This is a genomic window from Nocardia ninae NBRC 108245 (assembly GCF_007990755.1).
In the GTDB taxonomy this organism is placed as follows: domain Bacteria; phylum Actinomycetota; class Actinomycetes; order Mycobacteriales; family Mycobacteriaceae; genus Nocardia; species Nocardia ninae.
This window is the reverse complement of record NZ_BJXA01000001.1, coordinates 92,657-118,448: the sequence shown is the minus strand read 5'-3', so window position 1 is coordinate 118,448 and position 25,792 is coordinate 92,657. Positions and strand designations below refer to the sequence as shown.

The following is a 25,792-nucleotide window of genomic DNA, read 5'->3' as shown; positions in this document are numbered from 1 at the left end:
GCGTCAATCCGCCTGTGCCGGAACTTGTTCCGGCCTCCACCACTGCGGCATCGACAGATATGTAGCGGCCCGCAGCACCCACTCCACCGGCCCGTACCGGTGCTCACGCAACCACCAGGTACTCAACGCCAGCTGCGCGGCATAGGTAACCAAGGCAATCGCGACGACGCCGAGCGGCGGAATCTCGTCGACCAACGCAAGCCCATAACCAGTGTAGATCAGCATGAGCACGATGGATTGCCCGATGTAGTTGGACGCCGCCATCCGCCCAGCAGGCGCAAGGTGCCCGATCACGGTCGCGGTGCGCGGAGACTGGGTGAGACAGATGATGCCTGCAATGTAGGCGAACGTCATCAGCGGATTGACCAGCTGCTGAATGCCAGGCCACACGCTCGGCATCATCATCCAGTTCATCGATCCCGCGAAGCTGCCCAGCGACACCGGCAAACCGACCCCTAGGCCGACGACCAGGACCCAAGGTGCCCACCGCCGCAACGTTTCCCGGTCGCTGAACAGCTGCCGTTTTCCTGCCGCCATACCGAGCAGGAACATGCCGAGGCTGGTGATCCCCTGGGTGAACCAGATCAGGCCGATGAATATCGGCGCGAGCCATATCTGTGTGCCGAGGGTGTCTTCGAGGCCGCCGGTATATCCGTCGTGGATCCGCTGGAAGTCGAACAGACCGGACAGCGCCGTGAGTTTGTCGTCCTCGGCCGGCAGGAAACTCCACCCGCACCACACCAGATACAGCACCGCACCGGTGATCGCGGCGGTGCGCGCCTTCAGCTTCTTCAGCGGGATCAGGATCAGGCACAGGAACGCGTACAAGGTGAGGATGTCACCGATCCACAGCAAGAACACGTGCACCAGCCCGATCACCATCAACGCAAGACACCGGCGCAACAGTCGCGCGTTGGCCGAGACTCCCGCGCGCTGGGCCGCCGCGATCTGCAGGGTGAACGAGTAACCGAACAAGAACGCGAACAGCAGATAGAACCGGCCGGAGAAGAGGGCCTCGACCACCGCGTGCACCGTGTGGTCGAGGCGGCTGTCGAAGCGCGGTTGTGGGTTGTTGCTCGTCCCGTCGTACGACCACAGGCTGCTTGCGACGAGGACGTTGGTGATGAGGATGCCGAACAGCGCGAATCCCCGGAGAATATCGACCTCCGCGATCCGTCGACCCGAGACAGCAGCGGGCAGAACCGATTCGGACATACCAGTGAAGTTAGCCTTCCGAATCGGAACCGCGCGTCCGTCAACGTGCTGACAACCGCGCTGACCTCCAGGGTGCCGCGACTGCGACCCGCGGCGTATTGACAATAGCCACCTGGCGGTCACGCCAAATCGGCGACCTCGAGGTAGATCTGCCGCTCGACGGCGATCTCGGCCAGAAATCCTTGTGCGCCACCGGATGCCGCGGTCGCCGGGAACGCTGCGACGGCCAGCTCCCCGGCGCGCAACCGCATACCGGTGAACTCTCGCTGCCCGAGGATGATCGGCTGTGCCTGCTCGAACGTCTTCCGGACGACCTCGTCCGCGAGTGGTTCACCGAGCAGGTCAGTCACCGTTCCCGGCACGATCCAGGCCGAAACGATCTGGTCGAAGCTCGGCTGACGGGCGATGTGGTGCGCCAGGTACATCCGGCTCGGCCGGCCGAAGCACAGATGCGTGAGCAGTCCGCGACCGCGTTCGCGATCCGGATCGAGTTCGGCGAAGTGGACGACGCGTCGCACGGTGGCGAGTACGTCGCCGGCGATCGCAATGCCATCGCGTTCGCGTCGGCCCCGGATCAGGGTGCCGCGGAACGACTTGCGCGGGCGCGCATGCCCCGGGTCGAGCTCCGCGATCGGGAAGTCCTCGGGATCGAAGGTGTGAATGCCGGTGTAGCCGGACCGCCGGTCCGCGCCGAGTGCCCGACTGCCGCGTTCGTCGAGCGCGACCTCGAGCAGCACCTGGTAGTTGTAGGGCGACTGGAATGTCGGACGGTACGACAGGTAGCAGTCGAGGCCGGTGCCGAAGGCGACCATGCCGTGCGTGCCCGCACCGCCTGTGAGTCCGGGCTGATGATGTCCGGACGTACGAATATGAATGGCGCTCATGACCCCGCCTCGCTCTCGCTCATCGCATCAGCGACTGCGTTGTCGATTCGCTCGCTCATGATTTCGCTCCTTTCTCCGCACCCTCAGAGTGCCGACATCTCGGCCCGCTGCCACGAGTGCTCGACTACTCGAATCCGCAGGTAGGGGCTACTCGGTAGGGGTAGGGCGCACTCCGCTGCCGGGTGGCCGATCGTGCTGTGGCATGCGGTGCCAATTCGCATGCTGCGCCATCCGGGGCAGCCTTTGTACGGAGCAGAAGGGCATCGACGCGCTGAGGGTGCCCGGCTATCGCGTCTCGTTCAGTCGCGCCGCTGAACCAGCGGTGGCCCGGAACGCGCCGACCGGCTTGGTACGGTCCCGGAATTGTTCGCTGCGAGGAGGTTCGCGTGGCTAGGTTGGTCGGCATGCGGAAAGTGAAAGTCGCGCTACGACTTGCGGTTGTCGGCGTTGCGCTGTCCGGACTGATCGTCGGCTGCGGTTCGGATTCGGAGCCACCGTCGAACCCGGGCCAGTCCGATCAACCGCGACGCACGGAGAAGGTGGCATTCCAGGACGGCTGGCAATCGGTCTTCGTCATGAACCCCGATGGCACCGATGTTGTTCGGATCGGCGAGGGCAACCAGCCGAGCTTCTCCCCCGACGGATCGAAGATCGTGGTCGGTGGCACCGCCATTTCGACGATGGATCCGGACGGCAGTAACGTGCGGCGACTCACCGACGGCGGCTACGGCCCCAAGTTCTCCCCCGATGGCTCGCGGATCGCCTTCGCCCGCGGCGGCGCCATCTATGCGATCAATGCTGACGGCAGCGACCTGAAGCAGCTCACCGCGCCGCCGGATCCGACGGCCCCACCCGGCCCCGGCCAGGCCTCGTCGCAGAATCCCGCGTTCTCCCCTGATGGTTCGAAGGTTCTGTTCACCAGGACCGGCGCAATCTGGGTGATGGCCGCCGATGGAACACACGCGCGGCAGGTGCTGGCGGATCCGTTCTGGAACTCCGACCCGGTGTTCACGCCGGACGGCACGAAGATCGTCTTCACCAGTAACCGCGGTGGGAAGAACCGCTCCGAGATCTACGTGATGAATGCCAATAGCGCCGATATCCGTCCGCTCACCGATGACGCGACGGTGCACCCCGCGTTCTCGCCGGACGGCTCGAAGATCGTCTACACCCGCAACCCGGCACCGGAGCCGGGTGCCCAGATCTGGGTGATGAACAGTGACGGCAGCAACGCGCGCCAGCTCACCGATCCGAAACAGACTGCTCAGCTTCCGAGTTGGGGCGCGGGTACAGATCGATGATCCCTGGCGCTGGGCACCGGAAGTCAGTAAGGCGCGGCCATGGCTTTGAGATCGGGCAGGTTGCCGATCCGCTGACTTGCCGGGCGGCCCGGCGCGCTGGTCTGGGCTGATCCGGTGGCCCGCAAGAGCGCTCGTATCTCGGCGGGCGTTTTGCGGGAGTCAGCGACCGCGCTGATGCCCTGGTAACTCGCGATCGCGCCCGTGACGATCGGTGAGGCGCTGGACGTTCCACTGAAGACGTCGGTGTACCAGAGGTCTTCGTCAGAACCGCCCTGTAAATCGCCGTATCCGGTGGTGGTCACTTCCCTGCCCCAGCCCTGGGCGTCGACGCGGGAACCGAAGTTGGAGAAGGCCAGCCGGGACCGGCCGGGACCGTGGTCGCGACCGTGGAAGCCTTGCGGTGGCGCACCTGCTCCGACGACGATCGCACCCGAGTCGGCCGCGCCACCGCGGAACGGGTTGCGCCACGAGGCGGGAAACTCGGCGGGGCGCCGGTCGTAGAGGGCGGCGTCGAGGTCTTCGGCGCCGTTTCCGGCCGCTTCCACCACGATGACGCCGCGAGCGACGGCGTAGCGGATCGCCGCGAGATCGTCGGGCCACCACTCGATCGCGATATAGCCCGCTTGGTCCGGGCGGCCCGCATAGTCGAATCGCGGTCCGGGACGGTGCAGTTCGAGCAAGATGACATCGCCTGCACCGAGCGCGTCGGCGGCGGTGCGGATCGCGGCGGCCGAGCCAGGTCCGAAGATCGACACCGCGCGGATGAGGGCGTCGGGCGCGATACCGGTGATGCCGTAGGCGTTCACGTCCCCGCTGATCTCGCCCGCGACCGCGGTGCCGTGGTCGCGCCAGCCCCGATCCGGTGAAGGGTTGCCGCCGATCACTCCGCCCTGGCCGATCATCAGGTCTTCGTGAGTGAATCGCCACGCGCCTTCGATATCGATCACGCGCACCCCCTGGCCGCGGCCGCCCGGCATCGTCCACGCCCAGCGGGCATCGACGCCCTGTGGTGCGGGGTCGAGGTAGCCCTGGCGGGCTTGGAAATTCGGGGTGACCGGTGGTGCGTCGTCGGTCCGCGCATCCGGTGCACCGTCCGGGGCGATCGGCGGTTCGGCGGGCGGTTTGACGTAAGCGCCGTCGACCGCGTCGTCTTCGCGCAGCCGTGCGGCGACCGCGTCGAGATCCTCGGTGACGCCGTGCACGGAGAAGTACTGGAGATACACCGCGGCAACGGGCTCGTGCGAGGTACCCGCGACGCGAGCGGGCAGGCGGTTGGCCGGGCCGAAGATCCGCGCGAGCCGACCGCCTTCGGGAAGTAGCGTGGTCAATCGCGCCTCGGTGCTCTGACTTTCGCGCAAGACGGCCGCAGTGAGTGCGGTGCCCGCACCGTTGGTGACCACGATCAGCTCGGCCGGCGATCGAAGCGGACGTTGCTGGAATGCCATGCTATTCAGTCAACCCCCTGCACGGGACCGGCACTACCGTAATGCACTACGCATCTTCCCCGAGCACATGCCGGCATCGTGTGCACAGGCGCTGGGTGACCATGTCTCGAGGCGAACCCCCACCACCATGTCCCGCTCGCAGTCGGACTCCGTGCCGAATGGGACTTGACGGCGCCCCCACTCGCACTTCTCCGCCACCGTGCCCCGCTCGCTGCCCGGCTCCGCGTCGTGCGGGACACGGCGGCGGAGTTACTCGGGCGATGCCGCGCGCCGTGCCCCCCCGTTGCCGTGAAACGCGCAGTTATGCACCACCTGTGCCAAGTGCCGTCGTCACACCACGCGGGCAGACCCTCACGTCACCATCGCGGCGAGCGGGGCGGAATTGCGGGCAGGAATTGGGCCGCACCGTACGCAACCCCCATATTTCGGACTGTTTTCCCCTACGGCTTCGCGTGCACGAGACCAGATTTCAGCTTCGCGTGCCCGGAAACTTGGATCAGGGATCCAGGCGAACCGCGCGCATCCGCGACACTCCGGTCAGGTCCACCACACCGTGGCGTACCGCAGCGACGCTGAGCACTTCCATGGTTCCGATCAGGATGAGGAACAGTCCGACCACCAGGCCGAGCACGTCCACCGAGTCGAAGGGCAGCACGCCGACGACGATGCCGAGCAGCATGGTGGCCAGCCCGAACACTTCTTGCCTGCCGCCGCCGATCAGGTTGGTTGCCCAGACGGCGACCGTGGCATGGCAGATGCCGCGGATCGACCATGCCAGCGCGATCCAGAACGACAGCAGCAGTGCCGAATTGCCGCCGTTGAAGCACAACATGGCGAGCAACAACGACACCACTCCGCTGGCGAAGACGAGCACGCGCAGGGCGGGCGCGATTTTCGCGCCGCATGCGACAACTATCTGCAGTCCGCCGTTGAGCAGCAGGTAGAGGCCGAAAAGCAGCTCCGCGGTCGGCAGCGATTTGTGCGGCCATATCGCTATGACCACACCCACGATCATCGAGCAGGCACCGGCGACCACTATCGCCTGCCGGACACCGCCGGCCAGTGGTTCCGTACGCCCTCCGAGCTCGTTTTCGGGCATAGCTACATGATATGGCCGAGCCGTTCCGTTAGCCGCGTGTTTGCTTTCACTCGGTGCGCCGAGTGCCGATCATCGGACCCAGTCGGCACTCTCGCGGGAGCGCTGGACTCCTCGGTCGGTCAGGTAGGCGACCATCCATGCGAGTTGCTAGACCGTTGCCGGATGCTCTTATGATGCGTCCCGGACGATCCGAGGCTCAAGCATTCCAGCGTTCCGGGCCCGGGACTTATGGGGCCGACCGAGCAGCATTCGCCACCGGCGCGGTATCCAACCACGCCCGGAAAGCATCGAATCCGGACGGCCGACCGAGGAAGTCGGCTACCAGTTCCGCTGCGTCCCGAGATCCACCGGGAGCGAGAATTCGATCGCGATATCGGTGCGCCACTGCGGGATCGAACAGGTCGTCGGCGTCGAAGGCGGAGAACAGATCCTTCGCGATCACCAGACTCCACAAATACGTGTAATACGCGGAGGTGTATCCGGCGAGATGTCCGAACGAAGCCTGAAAATGCGTGCCCGGCAATCCGGGAATCATGCCGTACCGTTCCATGGCCTGCATGACGGCTGCGGTGTGGTCGGCTGGCCGGTCCCGGTGCAGTAGATACGACACTGCGGCGTAGCCGACCTGGGTCTTTATCGTAATTCCCTTACCGAAGTCTTTCGCCGCTCGCATCCGTGCCACCAGGTCGGCGGGGATGCGAGTGCCGGTCTCATCGAGGGCGAAGCTGCCCAGAATGTCCGCGTCCCATGCCCATTCCTCGAGCATCTGTGACGGCGCCTCGACGAAGTCCCACTCGGTGGCCACGCCGGAGAACCGCGCCCAGGTCTGCCGCCCACCGAGCACGTGATGAATCAGGTGGCCGAACTCGTGGAACAGCGTGACGACGTCTTGGTGTTCCATCAGCCCACGGGGGAAGTTGCACACCAGCACTCCCTCGGGCAGCAGCCGGTCGGTGATGCCACAGACGAGATCGAATTGCGCCGCATGCTTGTATTTGCCCGGACGTGGATGCAGGTCGAGGTAGATCCGGCCGCGCCGTTCACCGTCGGCATAGACGTCATAGGCGGTGACGTCCTCGTGCCAGCGCGGGACGTCGACCGGCCGATACTCCAGGCCGAACAGCCGGCCGGTCACCTCGAGCAGGCCGGAGCGCACCCGGGTGAAATCGAAGTACCGGCGTACCTCCGTGGCATCGACATCGAATTGTTCGCGCCGGATCAGCTCCATGTAGTAACCGGTCTCGGAACGGTCGATCGTGTCGGCGGGGTCGTCCTCCCGGCGGCGCGCGAGCAGTGCGTCGAGGTCGCGGCGGCCCGCAGCATCGGCAGCGGTGGAGATCCGCTCGATGAATTCGGCGATGGCGTTTCCGGTGCCGATCATCTTGACGTCGGCGTCGTAATCGGGCCAGCTGTCGTAACCGAGGAGGCGGGCCTTCTCGTCCCGCAGGTCGAACATCTCGTGCAGGACAGCGTCGTTGGCCGGCCAACCGCGATTCTCGAACTCGATCGTGAGGTTGCGGCGGGCATCGGCGTCGCGCGCGTAGACCCGGAACGGGCGGTAGTCCGGGTAGTCGGTGGTGACGGTGACCAATCCATCCTCGGCGGGCGGATGCGCGGCGAGGAAATCGGCAGGCAGACCGTCGAGTTGCTCGGCGCTGAGCCGGACCGATCGAACGTCGTCCCGGATGGCGCGGCCGAAGTCCTGGTCCAGCACGGTGAGCCGCTCGGAGATCTCCCGAAGCCTGGTGCGGGTCTTCTCGTCGCGGTCCACACCGCTGCGGCGGAAGTCGCGCAGCACATGGTCGCGCATGCGCAGGGCTACCTCCTCCAAGCCCGCCGAGTCGGTGGTGGCGACGACGTCGTAGAGCGCACGGTCGAGGTTGCGATCGGTCTTGCTCCGATCGATCTGCTGGATCAGCTCCTCGGCAAGGGTGCGCACATCGGACTCGGGGTGGACCTCGACGAACAATCCGGCGGCCGACTCGGCCCCGCGCAGCGCGATGTCCGCGTCGTTCCAGCGGCCGAGCACCGTGGCGGTGTCGCGGAAAGTGCCGTCTTTCAGCTGCTTCAGCGTGTCCGAGGCGGACTGCAATCGCTCACCGACGTAATCGGTGAGCCAGGCGGACCAGTCAGCGGATGGCAGAGCAAGCGGCTGCGGGTTCATTCCTCGACAATAATCGCCGTCATCTCGGTCGAGGCAGAGATGGCAGCTGCCGGATCATTGTCGGCAGCCATGACATTCGTCAACTCTCCACGTGACCGTCGAAGGACAAGAACACGCCGCGTACCGAAGCACCGTCCGGTAACTGCCACGACGCGGTGACATGACCGGCACCGGCGCGGTCGGAGGACTCGTCACCGGGTTGCAGAACCCGGTTCACCCGCACGATCGCGGTGCTGCCGGGTACCTGAGCACCGACCATGATGTCGGTGCGCGACGATCCGTCTTCCGCCACCACCGGCCCCGATGCCAGTGTGGGAACGGCGATGTCGGGTGTGGTCACCGCGACCGATTCATCTACCGTCGCGCTGGCATGCTGTGCCTGAGCCTTGACCGTTCCGCCGAGCAGGGCCAGAATCTGCGCCACCACCACCGGATCACGCGTCCCGTCGTAGAGCCACCGTTGCCCGAGCACACCGTGCATCGACGTGCCGATCAGCGCGTCCTCGGCGTCGTCGCGCGGTGCGCCGCGATAGGCGAACGGCACCTGGTAGGTGACCGGCTGTGCGCCCGAAGTGTCGGTCACCACCATGAATTCGATCCCGACCTCTCCGGCCGGGTCGTCGAGCCGGAAACCCCCGGTCCGCTGCAGCACCGGACGGGTGCTTCCGCGATACCACGACCTCGTCGGCAACCACGAGGCCAACAATTCGACTTTGGTGGGCACCATGGTGGTCTCGTGGATCACGGCCATGCTTCGAGTCCTCCTGCTCCGCCTCGCGGCACTGTTGTGTCTCGAGTTTATGGGACCGGGCCGACCCTATTCCGTTGAGTCTGCGACGATTTCAGAGCCGCCTCACCGACTCCACTCATCCGCGCAACTGGGTGTTGAGTCGCGCGGCCTGACGCGTGAGATGAACGCGCTCGGGAAGGCTGGCGGCCGACCCGGCGGCTGCGGTGTAGAGCCGTGCCGCGGTCACCAAATCGCCGTCGCGTTCGTGCAGGTATGCCGCGACCGCAGTGTGCCGGGGCAGGCCGGGATCGAGCTCCGCCAAGGCGGCCAGCCCCGCCCGCGGTCCGTCGGCCTCGCCCACCGCGACGGCTCGATTGAGGCGGGCCACCGGGTTGTCGGTGAGGTGCAGCAGCTCGTCGTACCACTCGACGATCTGCACCCAGTCGGTCTCCTCGGCGGTTTGGGCGTCGGCGTGCAGCGCCGCGATCGCAGCCTGGGCTTGGAACTCCCCCAAGCGATCTCGGCTGAGCGCGGCTTGGAGGACGTCGACACCCTCGGCGATCATGCGGGTGTCCCACAGGCTTCGGTCCTGTTCCGCGAGGGGCACGAGGTTTCCGTCGGCGCGGGTCCGGGCCGGACGCCGGGCGTGGTGCAGCAGCATGAGCGCGAGCAGTCCCGCCACCTCCTCGTGCTTCGTCATGACCGCCAGCTGACGGGTGAGCCGGATCGCCTCGGCGGCGAGGTCGACATCGCCGGAGTAGCCCTCGTTGAAGACGAGGTAGAGCACGCGCAGCACTGTGCCGACGTCACCGGCGCGGTTCAACCGGACACCCGACACGGTTCGCTTGGCCCGGCTGATGCGCTGGGCCATGGTCGATTCGGGGACGAGGTAGGCCTGCGCGATCTGTTCGTGGTCAGCCCGCCGACCGCGCGCAGGGTCAGCGCGACGGCCGACGCGGGCGTCAACGACGGGTGCGCGCACAGGAAGTACAGCTTCAATGTGTCGTCCGCTGTTTCCGCCGGGCCGGGCGCGCGCTCCTCTTCGAGCAGTTCCTCGCGCCGTCGCCGGGAGGTGTCGGCGCGGGCGGCGTCGAGGAACTTGCGCCAGGCCACGGTGACCAACCAGCCCTTGGGGTCGCGCGGCGGATCGTCCGGCCACACGCGCACCGCTTCGAGCAGTGCTTCCTGCACCGCATCCTCGGCCGCCGCGAAGTCCGCGCCGCGGCGGCCGAGGATGCCGATCACCGCGGGCGTAAGTGCCCGCAGCAGAGCGTCATCCACTGCGCGTCACTCCGTGATGGTCGGCGGCGGGCTCCAGAACGGGCGCACCTCGAGCCACTCCTGGACCGGCTTACCACCCGCGCCCGGCGCCGCGGACAACTGACCGGCGAGCTCGATCGCCCGCTCGTAGCTGTCCACGTCGACCACCATCCAGCCGGCGACCAGATCCTTGGTCTCCGCGAACGGGCCGTCGGTGACCGGCGGCCGCCCCTCGCCGTCGTAGCGGACGAACGTGCCCTCCGGGGCGATCGCCTGCGAATCGACGTACTCGCCGGTGCTTTGGAGCCGAGCGGCGAAGTCCTCCATGTACTGCACATGGGCGGTGATCTCGTCCGGTGTCCACTGGTCCATCGGGACGCCGTTGACCGATGCGGGTGCGCCCCGATAGTGCTTGAGGAACAGGTACTTCATGAGGTTCTCCTTGATGTGGTTCGGCCCATTGTGGCCGGTCTGGTTCAGGGACGAAGCCGCGGGCGGGTTCTCGACATCGCGCCGCGCGATTTTCCGACTCAGGCTTGCTGACGCTCCGCCCGCTGTTGGATCAATTCCTCGATCGGACTCGGCAGGTTCGTCTCGAAGTCGATCAGCTTCGCCCACGTCGGGGTCACCACGATCCGGACCATGCTGTCGTACAGCGCCCGAACCCCCGCCTCCCATTCGACGCGCTGCTCCGGTGTCATCTGGTAGCTGCCGTTCATCTGCAGGTACTCCTCCGGGATACCGTCGACGACGTCCAGCTCGGCCCGACCGCGGATGAGCAACAGTTTCGGCGGATGCACCTCGGTGTCGATCGTCAACGCCACCATCGGGTTCTGGCGCAGCGCCGCCAGTTTCGGGGCGTTCGTCGAGGTGCACATGACGATCTCCGAACCGTTCCAGGTGAACCCGATCGGGATATTGCGGGGCGTGCCGTCCTTGGCCACGTACGCCAAACGGGTGAAGTCGCGAGCCAGCAGCTCTCGGCTCATCGGTCGGTTCAGCACCTCGGTGATCTCGTTCGGTTGCATGGTCGTCCTCTCGGTGTGGTCGGCCGTTCTGGCCGGTGTATCCCTAGGACGGAGCAGGTGACCAGTTCTCGACATCATCGTGGACACCTATTTTCAGAAGTTTGCCGCAGATGGTGCACATGGCGAACCTAGCCTTGCCCGTAGCGATCTGCGACTGCTGAACACCCGGGACTCCCGGAACGACTTCCAGCTCTCGCGGCTCGGCCGCCGAACGTAGCCTGACGGTAGCGATGTGCGTCGAACGCCGCAGTGCGCCGCTCCCACGGTGTGCCCGCAACTCGGCTGCCCACCCTCGAATTGCTCTGTGGCGTCACGGCTCGCGAGGCGACGGCTTCGGACCGATGCCTACTGGCGTTGCCGCCGTTCGATTCGGGCCGTGAACGACTCGGGATCGCCGAGTACGAACTCACGCCCCCGATCGACTGTCCAGCGCCGTAACCGTTCCCGGCTTGCGGCGGGACTCGGCGAGGAGTTCGTCGAGCTGGGCCTCGGCTCGCTCGGCACGGGCCAAGGTTTGGGTGCGTGCTTCGTCCAGCGCCTCGATACGATGCGCCGCCTCGGTGCGCGCCTTCTCGATGGTGGCCGCTGCTTCGGCGCGGACCGCGGCGAGATCGGCGGCGGCGGTCCGGCGGATCTCGGCCAGTTCGGTGCGGGCGGTGTCGAGTTCGGCGCGGACCCTGCGCCATTCCTCGCGAGCCTCGTTGGCCGCTTCGATGCGTTCCATCGCGGCCTGCTCCGCACGCTCAGTGGCGCGTTCAGCGTCGGCGGCGCGCTGGACAGCAAGGTCGCGCTCGGACTGCGCCGCACTGACCTGAGCAGCCGATTCACGTTGCGCGTGCGCGATTTCTGTGGCGGCGCGGCGTTCGGCCCGTTCCACCTGTTCGGCGGCTTCCTTGCGAATCCGATCGATTTCCTCGGCAGCCTCGCGGCGCGCGGTGCGCACTTCGGCCTCCGCTTCACTACGCGCGGCGAATACGTCATCGGCGGCCTGCCGGGTGGCGCGCTCGACTTCGCACAGCGCATCATCACGGGTGCTGTTGGCGTCGGCAACCAAGGCTTCGGCACGTTCGGCCGCTCCGGCCGCGTCATCGGCGGCGGCCTCGGCGAGCGCACGCGCCTCCTCCGCTTCGCGTCGCGCCTGTTCCGCGGCGACAGTGGCCATTTCGGCCTCGGCGATACGCCGGGCGGCATCGGCTTGCACCGCTTGGACCTGCGCTTCGGCGACGGACGGGTCGCCCAGGGTGGACAACTCGGCAACAGCGGCATTCAGGGTGTTACCCAGTTGGTCTGCCAGGCCACGAAATTGAATGAGCAGCTCATCTGCGCGGAGCCGGGCCGCAGTCACCGGACCCTGCTGCGTCACAGTGACAGAACCGGCCGGTGCCTCCGACTCCTCTTGTAGCCGTTGACGTTCCCGCCAAGCGCGCCATCGCGTGTGGTCTGGATGGTCACAGTATTCCGAGGGACGGCCAGGTCCCCCGCCACGCGTGATCGGTCGGGAACAGCCCGGGTAGTTACAGACGTTGGACACCGGAGAATCGTAGCGTTGGTTTCGTCACAATTGACGTATTCACACGAAACGAAATATTCCGTGTCGCAAGTAGCCTCGTTTACTGACCCCGCCATCCTGACCCCCGATAAGTGAACATTATCGGGGGTCAGGATCGATAGGCGTTCCGCAGACTCCCCCAAACTGGCCGGTTCTAATACGTTTACGTTTGGTCGCACTCAACGAAACGGAACCGCAACGAAACCCCTCAAAAACTGTGCACCCCTGTACGCTCGTACCACTTCTCAGTTCTGAAGCGTCAGCTCCGATCTGGAGTAGCGCAATCAACCGATTTGGAGTGAGCCGCATGCCTGCCGTCTACGCGGCCCGCGCTCAACTCCTGGCGGATGGATGTTGGTCGACGGCGGCCGCCGGCCGCCTCCCGATACTGCCGCCGAGTAACCAGCCGGTCGAAGGTGAGCAATGCGGTGGTCACGTATTGACCTACCCGACAATCCAGGGCTGACTGCCGGGCACCGCGCCGCAACCGGGACGTGGAAGGGCGCGGCGGGTCGAGTGGCAGGACACCTTTGCCAACGAATGCGAGCTGCACAGTGCTACTGCCCCGGTTTTCGTCTTCGACTGAGCAAAGAACCGGCCGTCGATCCGTGGTCGCTATCAGACTTCATCAACCGGCGCCGCACTGTGCGACGCAATCGTTGCGAAGTCATCGAGCCCGTTGAGTCGTGTGTTCTGTACCGCCCGGATCAGCCAGCGCCCCGAGCGTTGCACGAGCACCGCAGTGATGAGACCGCGACGGTCCTCAGCCCCGGCAGCGCCCGGCAAGACGTGACCGGGCCACGCCCATTCGGTATGCACCAGCATCACTCCAGGAGTCAGCGGCTGGATGTCGATGATCGTCTGGCTGTAGTTCTTCTTCTGCGCCAGCACGGATTCGGGTACGTCCTCATGCCCGCGCACATTTTCCTCCCGCGACCGCCACCACACGCCCCGATGCGTGATGAAGTCGCAGTCCTCGGTGAACAGCTCGCCCCATTCCCGCATCTCATGCCGAACCCAGAGTTCGGTATAGCGGTCGAAGAGTTCCCGGATCGCCTCCGTGTCATCATGCATGCATCGAAGTCTGAAATATCAACCATAGTTGAGGTCAAGTAGGGGCTGAACTCGTTGGGCGCGCCTGCCTCCACCCTCTGGTGGTCGGCGTGTCTGCTCAATCTGATTCCGAGTCAGGCCAGCCCGTGCTGAAAGCTGCGTCGCTCTGGCGCGGGCATTTCCTTTCCGCCGCGTGTGTCCCGGCGGATGATTTGAGGGGTTCCCGCGGGCACCCCATCGGACGGAAGTGAGCACTCTGACGTGAACGACCAATGTGAAGTCCGCACGGCTGCCGGAGTTGTGCGCGGCAGGTGGGAGAACACTGTGGCGGTCTTCCAGGGGATCCCATACGCCCAGCCGCCGGTTGGGGTGCGGCGGTTTGCGGCTCCTGTTGCGGCACAGGCGTGGGATGGCGTTTGCAATGCACTGGAGTTCGGACCGCCGGTGCCGCAGCCAAATTGGGTATCTGGCGGTGACTGCTTGACCCTCAATGTCTGGTCACCTGATCTCGGTGCCGCCGGACTGCCGGTGATGGTGTGGATCCATGGCGGTAAGTACCTGGAGGGCACCTCCGGCAATCCACACCACGACGGTACGACGCTTGCTCAGTCCGGTGTGGTTGTGGTCAACATGAACTATCGCGTCGGTGCGGAAGGCTTCGGCCGTATCGGTGGCGCTCCGGACAACCGCGGCATTCTCGATCAGGTCGCCGCGCTGCAATGGGTGCAGGACAATGTCGCTGCGTTCGGAGGTGACCCGGGGAACGTCACTGTGTTCGGCCAGTCTGCTGGCGCGGGTTGCATTGCGGCACTGCTGGCTATGCCGATGGCTGCGGGGCTGTTCCGTCGTGCCATCGCGCAGAGTGTCCCGGGCACTTACTTCACACCGAGGCTCGCCGCCGCGATCTCGGCAACGATCGCCGCGGAAGTCGGTATGCAGGCCACCGTGGACGAGCTGGCTCGTATTTCACCGCGCGACTTGATCGACGCGACCGACGCGGTCATTCAGAAGATGCCGGAGTACGTCGAATCGTGGGGGCCCACGGCGCTGACGCCTACACCGTTTTCGCCCGTCGTCGACGGTGATGTCTTGCCAGCAGCACCATGGCGTGCGCTCACCACCGGTGCCGCGTGGGGCGTCGATGTGCTCGTGGGGCATACCCGCGACGAATACCGACTGTTCAATGCCCGGCTCGGTAGCGAGGTGACCGATGAGCAGGTGAGTGCGACACTTGAGCTTCTCGCGCCCGACTCGGACAAAGACTACCGAACCGTTTACCTCGAGGCCAGGGCCGGACAGCTGGATGAACTCGTCAACGCCGACTGGCTGTTTCGGATGCCGAGCCTGCATCTTGCAAACGCTCACCACGCGGGGGTGGGCACGCCTGGACCTATGAACTCTGCTGGAGCTTCAATCCCGCGCAAGGCGCCTCACACAGCCTCGACAACTTATTGGTGTTCGGCACGCTCAGCCTCGATGAAGTGCGCAACTACGGTGGGCCGACCGCGGTGGACGAGGCCCATCACGTCGGCCACGAGATGCGCACCGACTGGTTGAACTTCGCGCGCACTGGCAACCCCGGCTGGGCCCCGTACGATCCAGACACCCGATCTACCCGCGTCTACACCGCCGAGCCGAGCACCCAGCCCTACCCCGAAGAACGGTCGCGCCGCATCTGGCGGACCCACCAATTCGACGTCCAGGATCTGCGTGCCCAGTGAGACGCGCAGTCGGGATTACCCCGACGCGCGGGAGGCGCTTGATCCCGTGAATTCAACTGCGGCGGCATGACAATGACATCGGTCTAGAAACAGGAGCTGATCGATGGAAGAGCGCGCCGCTGTCATAGCGATGCCGGACTCGGTGCGCACCGAGTTGCGTCGTGGGGTACGTAGTGTGCTGGTGGACGCGGCCGCGCTGCGGTTGGTGCGGGAGCGGTTCGATGACGATCAGGCGGGTTCGCTGCGCCGCTATCTCGAGGCCTCGCAGTCCGCGAATACGTTGCGCGCCTACAGAACCGATTGGATCGCCTGGTCGGCGTGGTGTCTGGACGAGGGTCGGCAGGCGATGCCCGCGGACCCGCTCGACGTCGCCGTCTACCTGGCCGCCGCGGCCGACGCACGCCGCGACACCGGGGAATGGGCGTTCAGCGCGGCGACGCTGGAACGAAAATCCGCAGCGATTGCCGCCGTGCACGCCGCCAATGGATTGCCCTCCCCCACCCGCTCCGACGTTGTCCGCCTCACCCTGCGCGGCATCCGAAAGACTCGGCGCACACAGCCGAAACGCAAACGCCCCGTGCTGTTGCACACCCTCGACCAGTTGCTGGCCGGGCTACCCGAACCCGGCTGGCCCACCGAACCCGCTCGGCGCCGCGATGCGCTCGTCTTGTTGATCGGATTCGCCGGCGCGCTGCGCCGCAGTGAGCTCGCCGGACTACGCATCGCCGATGTGGAGGTGCAACTCGATCACGCCACCGGTGAGCCGGTGCTGCTGGTGCGACTCCCATCGACGAAAACCGACCCGACCGGTGTCGCCGAACAACGCGTCGCGCTGCCCCGCGGCCAGCGCCCGCGCACCTGCCCCGTCTGCGCGTTCGCCGACTGGGTTCGCCTGCTCGAAATTCACACCGCCGCAGGCACATCCGGCCTGCGCGCCCACCTCACGACCGACGCCACCGACCCGGACATCCACCGCTGTCACGGCTTCACCGGAACCGCCCTCGCCGAGCAACCCGACCTACCCTTGTGCCCCACCATAAATCGTCACGGTACGGTCGGCGACACCCCCATGTCCGGCCGAGCCGTCGCCGAACTGGTCAAACGCTACGCCGCCCGCGCCGGACTGGACCCCGACCTCTTCTCCGGCCACTCCCTACGCGCAGGCTTCGCCACCCAAGCCGCGCTCGGCGGTGCCAGCGATCGCGAAATCATGCGCCAAGGCCGCTGGTCCAATCCCCGCACCGTGCACGGCTACATCCGCACGGCAAATCCATTGGAAGACAACGCCGTAACCAAACTGGGTCTGTGAGCGGCTTAGTGTGCAATGTTGGATTTAATAAACTCCGCCTGGGCACGCAAGATCCCCGCACCGGTCGAACACTGCACGTCGGCAATACCGCTACAAAACCGGCCGCAGCGCATAGCCTCTTCGCTTCCGCGAGCGCGACGACCGAGCCGGAATTGGAACCCCGGCTCGGTCAGGCGGCGGATGCGAATCAGCGAACCAGGTCGCAGTGCTTCAGCTTGTGCCCTCGCGGCACCTTGGTGTTCGCATCAGCCTGAGCTGCTGCCTTATCCTTGCCCGTGCCGTACACGACATCGCCCGTAGCTTCATTCTTGAGATTCATCAAATAGCACTTCACGGTTACGGTTTTCTTCGGCGCCGCGAATTCGAATTCAGCCGCGAACTCACCGAAACCATCGGCCGTAGCGACGTTTACCGGAACGGCATAGGCCGGAGCAGCTGGCATGATCATCAATGCGGCCAGCATGGAACCGGTCAGGACGCGTTTGACGAGAATCATTGAACCCCCCTGTTGGAATCGAACGGGTCAACCGTATCAGGCCACTCCTGGTCGGACAAGCCAACTTTCGTGTGATTCGTGGGTGGCGGAGCGGCCGAGGCTGAGGCGAAGTCGCCCCCTAACGTAAGGGACGGGTGCCGCGAGTTGTTCGGCTGACCCGGGCTGGTGTATACATCACTTCATGACCATGTTTCGGGGGAGTGTCCACATCTACGGCACAATGGACGATGCAGTTCGGCTCGTAGCCAGCTACGCCAAGCATATGGCGCTGGAGACCGGTGGCGAGCCGGCGTATTTCTCCGTGAAGGAAGACTGGTTCGATTCCTTCAAGCTGGTGGCGCAATGGTTGGAATACAACGAGGACCTCACTACGGATGACCTGCCCGAGCGTCGAAAAGTCCTGGAGATCAGCTGCTTTTTCGATTCGCTGAAGACAGCGGAGCCGGACAGATTCATCGAGAATACGATCGATGCCGCGCTGGCAGAATTCTACCAACATGGCGGGCGCCCGAATCTTGGTGATCCGGATTCTATTCCCTGGGCCAGTTCGTCCGATGAACTCGACGAAGAAGGGGTAGAGCGTTTCGGCAAGCAATTTCCGGGCGTGATCGCTTAGTATCCGAATACCATCCCGATCGACCCCGGCTCGCACCGACCAGGACTGGCGCAACCTGCTCGCGCACAGTTCTCGACACCACAGGCGACCGAGATTCCTCCGCGATTGCGGAGACAGTGCCGCACACCTGAACTCGAATGCGGGTGGTGCCCAAGACGCACGGCACCCCGGTAACCGACGTTCTCGTTGGCTCCGAACACCCGCTCAAAGGATCTGGTTCCAGATCTGCAGCAGTATGTGTTCGGTGATCTCGATGCCCGAGGCCAGCGGCTCGTGCGGACCGGGGATCTCATACATTCGCAGGTGTACCCGCGCGGCACCTGGCGGGGTGACGGGGTCACGCAGTTGGCCCTGTGTCTCCTCGAGCCAGCTGTGCCGGAGTCGTTGCGCTCCAACGGCGGTGGTGTAGGTGCACTCATCGATCAACTCGCCATCCTCAGGTGCTGCAGGCAACGCTGTGTCGCTGACAGCGACGGTCACACGCGCCATCCCGTCGTCACTTGCCGTATGGATTTGCAGCGCGCCGACACCTGGCCGCAACCTCGGCCCTGTCTTCTCGGCGATGGTCCGCAGCTGATCGTCGAGGTGATCGTCGGTCAGGAAAAAGAACCCGTCAGCATGATCGACGATGTCGGTGCGCTCCATCGTCGATCTCCCTACGAGGCTCATCCAGATTCCCGACCCATTGTTGCGTCACGCAAGACCGGAACTGCGACTCGGCCGGGCGCGCAACAGCATGCATCGCTGATCCGAATCAGGAGACGGCCCGCCGACCGCGGACAAGAAAATGGAAAGGATCGCTCCTTCCCACTCGCAATGTATAGCGCACCTCCCGGGCTTGCGGCAAGGCCCGGGTGATGCTGCACAATGGCCGCCTAGACCACAACCCTGCGGAAATGGGAGTGGTGTAGTGCGTGTGTTGTCTTCGACGGATGGGGGACGTCGAACCGCTTGAGCGGCCTTGGCGATCAGCCGGTAGGGGCGCCGGTGTCCGCCAAATCGCGACAACGTCTATCGGTCCGCGGATGTCGCTACGCCCCGCCGCCGACCCGCGGCTCTATGTGCGGACGACACTCCGCAACTGCCGTCGAGAAAGCACCGCACCGACAAGTGCGTTCCACTTCTGAGCACGCATCACCGATCTAGCGAGCATTCCGAAGCAGTACCGCGAACTCAGTCGAACAGTTCGTCCGCAGTATCGACCAACACGGCGCGCCGAACCCACGTCTCGAGCTGATCCACATCCGCACACCGCAGCACCCGCGCCCGGATTTCGTCGCTGACGGAAATGCCGCGAGCATCCAGCACCGTCAGGACCATGCGGGCCGCCTCGCTCGCCCGACCCTCGGCCCGACCTTCGTCGACATACTTCCGGGCGAAGTCGCTCTGGTACTCGTATCCCGTAGTCATCAGCTCCTCCAGGTGGTGTTGCGCCGACTCAGACAGAGCCTTGTGCACGATGTCATAGTACATTTTCGCTCGCTCGTCCTCGGTCTTAACGAGGCCTGCGAGCAGGGCAGAGAGGACTTCGCGGGCCTGCGGGCCTTCGGCGTGCGCGATTGCCGACAGCACCGCACGCTCCGGCACCGCGACAGCTTCAGCCGGATCAGTCACCGCGGGCACTTGGTTAGGGCCCAGCACCAGCGGACGCAGGGTCATGCCGGGATGCCCGAGGTCGATCGGTCGCGCCGCCCATTCCGCAACACCGACGTCCGGCGCCACCACGAGCAGGAACACCGGGCATTTCAACCGCGCCCGGAGGGTAACGACATAAACCGGCCAACTCCATTGTCGGGTGCCGTCTCGACGTAGCTGCACCTCGACCGCGATCCCCGCCACCGGGGTGCCGGACCCATTGGTCAGCGAGAATGCCATGTCCCCGCGGAATTCCTTGGGCCCGATGTCGGTGAAATCACAAGCCTCGGTACGGGTCTGTTGGAAATCGGGTAGGGGTAACCCGAATACCTCATGCAGAAAACCCGCTGCCAGCTCGGGCCGACAGCGGAACAGTTCCACCAACCCCTCGTGGATGTATTTCGGCGGCATGCCCGTGAGATTACGCTGCGCCACTGACACTTTCGACATACTTCGCGCAATTTTCAGTGTTCACAAACATATTCGTCGGTCGGGCCGACCGTGCCCACGTACAGCGTCGCTGCAGCCGTCATAAACCGTGACTTTGGAACGTTCGATTCGAGGGTGCATGCCGGAACCGCGCTATAAACCGTGACTTCAGAACGTTCGATTCGAGGGTGCACATCGGAACCGCGCTACAGTGCGCAGCCAGTTGCGGACAGGAGGAACCGTCCATACGGCGTCGCGAGGAGGTCCGTCTACTCCGGACAAGAAAAATGGAAAGGATGTACTCCTTCCCACTCTCAATGTATAGCGCACAGGGGGGCTTGCGGCAAGACCGGGGTGATGCCGCACAATTGCTCGCCTAGGTCAGACCCCTGGGGAAATGGAGATGTTGGGTGCATGTGTGGTGGGCGACGTATGGGTCGCGGGGCGATGTCGGGGCGGGAGTGCAGCTGCGAGGTCACGCCCGAGTGACGGCTGCGTCGGCCGCGCTTCGCACCGAGGCGGCAGCCGCGACGCTGCTGCGGCCGGCCCCGCAAGGGTCGCCGGTGTCCGCATGAGCACACGCGAGACGGTCGTAACAGAACAAACAGTGAAGGGGCACATGCCAACCAAGGGGTACGACGACGAATTGCAGTCCGAGCGCGGGTATGTGGCCGGGCTCTACACGCGGCTCGACGCCGAGCGCGCCCGGGTGAAGGGCAGGTACGCGGCGGCGTTGCGCGGGAACGACGGTACCCCGATGGAGCGGGATTTCGAGGTGCGCGCGCTGGCCAAGGAAGTGATGCGGTTGGACGTGGCGGACAACGGGCTGTGTTTCGGTCGATTGGACACGCTCACGGGTGAGCGGTCCTATATCGGCCGGATCGGTCTGTTCGATGAGGCGAACGAGTTCGAGCCGTTGCTGCTCGATTGGCGGGCGCCGGCGGCGCGTCCGTTCTATGTGGCTACCGCCGCGACACCGGAGAACATGCGTCGCCGCCGCCAGTTCCACACCCGCGGCCGTCGGCTGGTCGATTTCACCGATGAGGTGCTGGGCCGTCCGGACGGGGGCGAGCGCGGGGATGCGGCGTTGCTCGCGGCGGTAAACGCGCCGCGCGGTGACGGGATGAACGACATCGTGGCGACGATCCAGGCCGAACAGGACGAGATCATCCGGCTCGACCATCCCGGTGTGCTGGTGATCGAGGGTGGGCCGGGCACGGGGAAGACCGTGGTGGCGCTGCATCGCGTCGCGTACCTCCTCTACACCCAGCGTGAGCGGATGGAACGTCAGGGCGTGCTGGTTGTCGGACCCAATCCGGCGTTCCTGAACCACATCAGCCGCGTGCTGCCGTCGCTGGGCGAAACCAACGTGGTGTTCACCACCACCGGCGACCTCGTTCCCGGCCTGCGCGTCACCGCAGAGGACACGCCGCAGGCGGCTCGCCTCAAGGGTTCACTGAAGATCCTCGACGTGCTCGCCGCCGCGGTTGCAGATCGCCAGCGACTACCCGATGAGCCCCGGATCATCGAGTTGGCTGACGTCACGGCGCGGATCGACGCCGAGGTCGCCGGGTGGGCCAGAGAAGAGGCGCGCGCGAGCGGGCGTCCACACAACGAGGCACGCGAGGTGTTCCAGGAGATCCTGACCTGGGCGCTCACCGAACGAGCGATCGCCCGGATCGGCAAGGGCTGGCTGACCCGCTCGGACACCGAAGCGTGGGAGCAACTGCGGGAAGACCTGATCGCGGAGCTCGCGGACAACGACGCGTTCACCGCCGCACTCGACGAATTGTGGCCGATTCTGACACCGGAAACGCTACTGGCCGAGCTCTATACATCCGCCGAACGACTACGCGCGGCGGGCGGCGACGAAGCCCTGTTGCGGACCGACGGCACCGCCTGGACGGTCTCGGACGTGCCGCTGCTCGACGAACTGGTCGATCTGCTCGGCCGCGACAAGCCCGTCGACCAGACCGCCGAGCGGGAACGCAAGGAGCAGGCGCAGTATGCCGCAGGCGTGCTGGACTTGATGGTCGGCCGCGAAGACATGATGGACGACGAGGACCACCTGTTCGCCCAGGACCTGCTCTACGCCGAGGACCTGGCGGATCGTTTCCTCGAGCGCGACACCCGCGAGCTCGCCGAACGCGCTGCCGCGGATCGGGATTGGACCTACCGCCACGTCGTCGTCGACGAGGCGCAGGAGCTGTCCGAGATGGATTGGCGGGTGCTGATGCGACGGTGCCCGGGCAAATCATTCACGGTGGTCGGCGATCTGGCCCAACGCCGGTCGGCTGCGGGCGCCACCTCGTGGGACGCGATGTTGCAGCCGTATGTGCCCGGCCGGTGGATCTACCGGTCGATGACCGTGAACTACCGCACCCCTGCGGAGATCATGGCCGTCGCCGCCGCGGTACTCGCCGAGTTCGCACCCGATGTGCAGCCGCCGGAGTCGGTGCGCGCGTGCGGAGTCCAGCCGTGGGCCAAGCGGGTGAGCGCTGACGAATTGTCGACTGCCATCGAGGAATTCGTCCGCGAGGAGGCCGACCGCGAAGGTACCAGCGTGGTGATCGGGCCGCCGGACGTGCCCGGCGCGGTGGCGGCGTCAGCGACGAAGGGGTTGGAGTTCGATGCCGTGCTGGTCGTGGAACCGGAACGCATTCTCGCCGACGGACCACGCGGTGCGGCCGAGCTCTACGTCGCGTTGACCCGCGCCACCCAACGCCTCGGCGTGCTGCACCAGGGAGAACTGCCGCAGGCCCTGACCGGACTCGCCGACACCGGGACACCCGCCCCGGTCGGGAGCCGACCACAGTAGTTATTGGCGCGACCGTCCCATACATATTGATTGCTGGATATATGCTGATCTTGTGCAATCAGCGCCGGCGCCGATGCTGGCCGTCTCCGGGCGGCCACCGGCAGACACCGGCCTGTGGGCGATCGAGATGAAGTGGGACGGCATTCGCGCGCTCGGTCGATGGAACGGTGGGCAGTGCCGGCTCTACAGTCGGAACAACCGCGATATCAGTGGTTCTTTTCCCGAGTTGACCACTGCTTTTACCGGTCTGCTCGATGGCATGGACGTGCTGGTCGACGGCGAGATCGTGGCACCCGAGCCGGGCACCGGTGTGCCGTCTTTCCGTCGACTACAGCGCCGGATGCACGTGGTGCGCCCCACCGCCGAACTCTTGCGTGAAGTGCCCGTGCAATACCTCGTTTTCGATTTGCTCGGCGTCAACGGAGAGTCGATCATGGCGCTCCCCTATGCCGAAAGACGCGCCCGACTAGACGATTTGGCGATCGACCTACCGCTCACTCGCACCCCGCCCTACTACGTCGACGTCAGTTCGGCCACCATGCTCGAGGTCGCCAGGGACCACGGACTGGAGGGCATCATCTCCAAACGCCTCGACTCCAGTTATCAGCCCGGCCGCCGCTCCCCCGCCTGGATCAAAACCCCGCTACGCAAAACCACCGAGGTCGTCATCGCCGGTTGGCTCCCCGGCAACGGGCGCTACTCCGGCATCTTCGGCTCCATCGTGATGGGCGCCTACGACGACGTGGGCCGCCTGGTGCACATCGGCAACGTCGGCACCGGCTGGACGATGCGAGACCGCAAGGTCCTCCAGTTCCGCCTCAACGAAATCACCCGCCCCGACACCCCTTTCGACATCCCACCCCCACGCTCCGTCTCCTCCTCGGCGCATTGGGTCGAACCCGAACTCGTGGCCGATATCGAATACCGCGAGGCCAGCGCTGAAGGACTCCGCCACCCGAGTTGGCGTGGTCTGCGTACGGATAAGGCGCCGCACGAAGCCAAAACGCCGGATCTCGGTTGATATCCACCCGGGTTCCTCACGCGGCATCGCCGGTACTGGAATCTCGAGGGGGTATCCGATTGGTCAGCGCGAGACCGAGCCCCCTGTCCTCGTCGCACTCGTGCGGCGTGAGCGCGTGGAGTGGTTCGATGCGGTCGTGATCCGCGAGACCCACCCGGACGACGACTCGTCGTGGGGTGCGGCCCGCACCAGCGCTGCCCGGAACTCGGTGGGACTCGTCCCGCGGAGCCGTTTGAAGGCCGCGCTGAAGCCGAAGCTGTCGGAGTAGCCGACCGTGGTCGCCACCTGGGCGACGCTGCGAGCGGGGTCGGCGAGCAGTTCTTCGGCCTCGGCCATGCGCCATTCGGTGAGGTAGGCCAGTGGCGGCTCGCCCATCACTTCGGTGAAGCGCCGAGCGAACAGTGCGCGCGAGACCGCCGCCTCGGCGGCCAGGCTCGCCACGGTCCAGCGGTGGAACGGCCGGTCGTGGATGGCGGTGAGCGCCGGGCCGACGATCGGGTCGGCCATCCCCCGGTACCAGGCGGGCGCGCACTGCTGCTGTTCGGCGAGCCAGGAGCGCAGCGTGCAGACCAGTGCCCAGTCCAGCAGCCGGTCCATCAGCGCCTGTGAGCCCGCGCTGAACCGGACTGCGTCGGCGGCGGATTGTTCCAGCCACAAGCACATTTCAGGGTCTTCGTTGATCACCATCACCTGCGGCAGCGCTCGCAACAGCCGTTCGTGGCGTCGCCCCGATGCCCGGTAGGCGCCGACCAGCAGCGAAGTCTCGCCCGGCACACCGGTTGTGGATGGGGTGACTATCAATTCTGGTGTCGCGCAACTGATATCGGCGGGACCGAATCCGTCCGGCACGAAGCAGGACAGCTCGTAACGCTCGTGCGGACGGTCGAGCGCGTCGGGCGCGTCGGCGAGGTGAAAGGGTTCACCCGCCTGCACGAGCGCGGTGTCACCGGCGACCAGACTCGTGTGTGATCCATCAGCGAGCACCAGCGTGCCGTCGCCACGCAGCACCGTCACCATGATCAGGGGCGCACGGTCGGCGAAGCGAATCGTCCACGGCGGGCGCAGCACGGCATGGGCTACGACCGATCCTTCGGCACGAATGCCGCTCAGCAACGAACTCAACGGGTCCACCCCACCAACGTAGACGAATTCCTATCGACAGGAGATGATCACCCATAGATCGTCCACACGTTCCACGGTTGACTGAAGCGAACGGGCCGGACAGCCCGCACCCCGATCCAATAGGAGAACGCACCGTGACCCAGTCCGCCGCCACCACGACTCGCATCGCCGAACTGACCACCACCGGATCGAGCACCACCGGCACCTCCACACCGGGCGCCACCGCGCTCGTGGTCCTCGGCCACCACCGCTCCGACTCGCTGTCCGCTCATATCGCCGACCGCGCCGTCGGCCGCCTCTCCGCCGCCGGGTACACAGTCGATTTCCTCGATCTGCAGGCCGAGAACTTCGACCCACGGATGACCGTCGCAGACCAACCCGAGTGGGGCAATCGCGACAAGGTCTACTCCCCCACCGCCGAGGCGCACATGCGGCGCCTGCTGGCCGCCGAGGTCGTGGTCGTGGTGTTCCCGGTCTACTGGCAGAGCGTTCCCGCCCTGCTCAAAGGCTGGATCGATGCCGTGTGGAACTACGGTTTCGCCTACGGCCGCAGCAAGCCGCGCCTGGCAGGCAAGCGCATCCTGTGGCTCGGATTGGCCGGCGCGACAGCCGATGACGCGATCATCCCCGGCATGCAGCAGCTACTGGAAGCCCAGCTCAACGACGGCTTGGCCTACTACAGCGGTTTCGCGGACTCGCGGGTCGGCCTGCTTCCCGATGCCGAGGAGCAGCCCCAAAGTCTCGACGCCGAAGGCAATCTCGTGATCGGCGAGGCGATCGCCGGGGACGCGCGGACCGCCCACTACGCCGCCTTCGACGCGAAAGCCGAGGGCTTCGTCGACGCACTGATCGCCGCGAGTCACGTTGCCGCCTAGGCTGCACACGCCCTGATCCCGC

22 protein-coding genes and 1 pseudogene are annotated in these 25,792 nt (G+C 65.6%); 8 read left to right on the top strand and 15 right to left on the bottom strand.

Features of this window, described 5'->3' with window-relative positions; translation table 11 throughout:
* Window positions 1-3: 3 nt before the first annotated feature.
* Complete coding sequence (locus NN4_RS00555; RefSeq protein ID WP_147127954.1) at window positions 4-1,215, bottom strand: DUF418 domain-containing protein; 1,212 nt, start codon at window positions 1,213-1,215, stop codon at window positions 4-6.
* Between the two features lie 119 nt (window positions 1,216-1,334).
* Window positions 1,335-2,099, bottom strand: a complete 765-nt coding sequence (locus tag NN4_RS00550) for a hypothetical protein (protein ID WP_147127953.1) — start codon at window positions 2,097-2,099, stop codon at window positions 1,335-1,337.
* Between the two features lie 386 nt (window positions 2,100-2,485).
* Between NN4_RS00550 and NN4_RS00545 the strand changes: the two genes are divergently transcribed.
* On the top strand, window positions 2,486-3,400 hold the full coding sequence (locus NN4_RS00545) for a TolB family protein (RefSeq protein WP_147127952.1): 915 nt from the start codon (window positions 2,486-2,488) through the stop codon (window positions 3,398-3,400).
* A gap of 23 nt (window positions 3,401-3,423) precedes the next feature.
* Here the strand turns inward: NN4_RS00545 and NN4_RS00540 are convergent, their stop codons facing one another.
* From NN4_RS00540 to NN4_RS00500, 9 genes and pseudogenes are all read right to left on the bottom strand, one after another.
* Entirely contained in the window at window positions 3,424-4,845 is a 1,422-nt protein-coding gene (locus NN4_RS00540) for a S8 family serine peptidase (RefSeq protein ID WP_147127951.1), read from the bottom strand.
* Window positions 4,846-5,341: 496 nt separating this feature from the next.
* Window positions 5,342-5,944 (bottom strand): DUF308 domain-containing protein, encoded by a 603-nt coding sequence (locus NN4_RS00535; RefSeq protein WP_147127950.1) that lies wholly within the window; start codon window positions 5,942-5,944, stop codon window positions 5,342-5,344.
* Between the two features lie 226 nt (window positions 5,945-6,170).
* Complete coding sequence (locus NN4_RS00530) at window positions 6,171-8,108, bottom strand: M3 family metallopeptidase (RefSeq protein WP_147127949.1); 1,938 nt, start codon at window positions 8,106-8,108, stop codon at window positions 6,171-6,173.
* 79 nt (window positions 8,109-8,187) lie between these two features.
* A complete protein-coding gene (locus NN4_RS00525) occupies window positions 8,188-8,859 on the bottom strand; it encodes a maltokinase N-terminal cap-like domain-containing protein (RefSeq protein WP_147127948.1) in 672 nt (223 codons plus the stop codon).
* A 115-nt stretch (window positions 8,860-8,974) separates the two neighbouring features.
* Window positions 8,975-10,119: pseudogene (locus NN4_RS00520) on the bottom strand (RNA polymerase sigma factor).
* Between the two features lie 6 nt (window positions 10,120-10,125).
* Window positions 10,126-10,530, bottom strand: a complete 405-nt coding sequence (locus NN4_RS00515) for a YciI family protein (protein WP_135237251.1) — start codon at window positions 10,528-10,530, stop codon at window positions 10,126-10,128.
* Window positions 10,531-10,628: 98 nt separating this feature from the next.
* Window positions 10,629-11,126, bottom strand: coding sequence for a pyridoxamine 5'-phosphate oxidase family protein (locus tag NN4_RS00510; RefSeq protein WP_147127947.1), 498 nt, complete (start codon window positions 11,124-11,126; stop codon window positions 10,629-10,631).
* 406 nt (window positions 11,127-11,532) lie between these two features.
* A complete protein-coding gene (locus NN4_RS00505; protein ID WP_147127946.1) occupies window positions 11,533-12,489 on the bottom strand; it encodes a coiled-coil domain-containing protein in 957 nt (318 codons plus the stop codon).
* Window positions 12,490-13,293: 804 nt separating this feature from the next.
* Window positions 13,294-13,749, bottom strand: coding sequence for an SgcJ/EcaC family oxidoreductase (locus NN4_RS00500; protein ID WP_147127945.1), 456 nt, complete (start codon window positions 13,747-13,749; stop codon window positions 13,294-13,296).
* A gap of 240 nt (window positions 13,750-13,989) precedes the next feature.
* Between NN4_RS00500 and NN4_RS00495 the strand changes: the two genes are divergently transcribed.
* From NN4_RS00495 to NN4_RS00490, 3 genes are all read left to right on the top strand, one after another.
* Window positions 13,990-15,285: a carboxylesterase/lipase family protein gene (locus NN4_RS00495; protein WP_222594919.1), complete on the top strand. Its 1,296-nt coding sequence runs from the start codon at window positions 13,990-13,992 to the stop codon at window positions 15,283-15,285.
* Window positions 15,267-15,449: a hypothetical protein gene (locus tag NN4_RS45620; protein ID WP_222594918.1), complete on the top strand. Its 183-nt coding sequence runs from the start codon at window positions 15,267-15,269 to the stop codon at window positions 15,447-15,449. The genes NN4_RS00495 and NN4_RS45620 overlap by 19 nt, the downstream gene beginning before the upstream one ends.
* 103 nt (window positions 15,450-15,552) lie before the next feature.
* A complete protein-coding gene (locus tag NN4_RS00490; protein WP_147127944.1) occupies window positions 15,553-16,758 on the top strand; it encodes a site-specific integrase in 1,206 nt (401 codons plus the stop codon).
* A 187-nt stretch (window positions 16,759-16,945) separates the two neighbouring features.
* Here the strand turns inward: NN4_RS00490 and NN4_RS00485 are convergent, their stop codons facing one another.
* A complete protein-coding gene (locus NN4_RS00485; RefSeq protein ID WP_147127943.1) occupies window positions 16,946-17,254 on the bottom strand; it encodes a hypothetical protein in 309 nt (102 codons plus the stop codon).
* Window positions 17,255-17,435: 181 nt separating this feature from the next.
* On the opposite strand from NN4_RS00485, the gene NN4_RS00480 reads away from it, so the two are divergent.
* Complete coding sequence (locus NN4_RS00480; protein WP_147127942.1) at window positions 17,436-17,870, top strand: hypothetical protein; 435 nt, start codon at window positions 17,436-17,438, stop codon at window positions 17,868-17,870.
* Window positions 17,871-18,074: 204 nt separating this feature from the next.
* Here the strand turns inward: NN4_RS00480 and NN4_RS00475 are convergent, their stop codons facing one another.
* Both NN4_RS00475 and NN4_RS00470 read right to left on the bottom strand, forming a co-directional pair.
* On the bottom strand, window positions 18,075-18,515 hold the full coding sequence (locus tag NN4_RS00475; RefSeq protein WP_147127941.1) for a hypothetical protein: 441 nt from the start codon (window positions 18,513-18,515) through the stop codon (window positions 18,075-18,077).
* Window positions 18,516-19,043: 528 nt separating this feature from the next.
* Window positions 19,044-19,946 (bottom strand): RpnC/YadD family protein, encoded by a 903-nt coding sequence (locus NN4_RS00470; protein WP_246180626.1) that lies wholly within the window; start codon window positions 19,944-19,946, stop codon window positions 19,044-19,046.
* 607 nt (window positions 19,947-20,553) lie between these two features.
* On the opposite strand from NN4_RS00470, the gene helR reads away from it, so the two are divergent.
* The gene (gene helR, locus NN4_RS00465) at window positions 20,554-22,752 is read left to right on the top strand and encodes an RNA polymerase recycling motor ATPase HelR (RefSeq protein ID WP_147127939.1); all 2,199 of its coding nucleotides are present in this window, start codon (window positions 20,554-20,556) and stop codon (window positions 22,750-22,752) included.
* A 73-nt stretch (window positions 22,753-22,825) separates the two neighbouring features.
* Window positions 22,826-23,773 (top strand): non-homologous end-joining DNA ligase, encoded by a 948-nt coding sequence (ligD, locus tag NN4_RS00460; RefSeq protein WP_147128189.1) that lies wholly within the window; start codon window positions 22,826-22,828, stop codon window positions 23,771-23,773.
* Between the two features lie 63 nt (window positions 23,774-23,836).
* On the opposite strand, the gene NN4_RS00455 is transcribed toward ligD, so the two are convergent.
* Window positions 23,837-24,904 (bottom strand): AraC family transcriptional regulator, encoded by a 1,068-nt coding sequence (locus NN4_RS00455; protein WP_147127938.1) that lies wholly within the window; start codon window positions 24,902-24,904, stop codon window positions 23,837-23,839.
* 68 nt (window positions 24,905-24,972) lie between these two features.
* On the opposite strand from NN4_RS00455, the gene NN4_RS00450 reads away from it, so the two are divergent.
* Window positions 24,973-25,770 (top strand): NAD(P)H-dependent oxidoreductase, encoded by a 798-nt coding sequence (locus tag NN4_RS00450; protein ID WP_246180625.1) that lies wholly within the window; start codon window positions 24,973-24,975, stop codon window positions 25,768-25,770.
* Window positions 25,771-25,792: the final 22 nt, after the last annotated feature.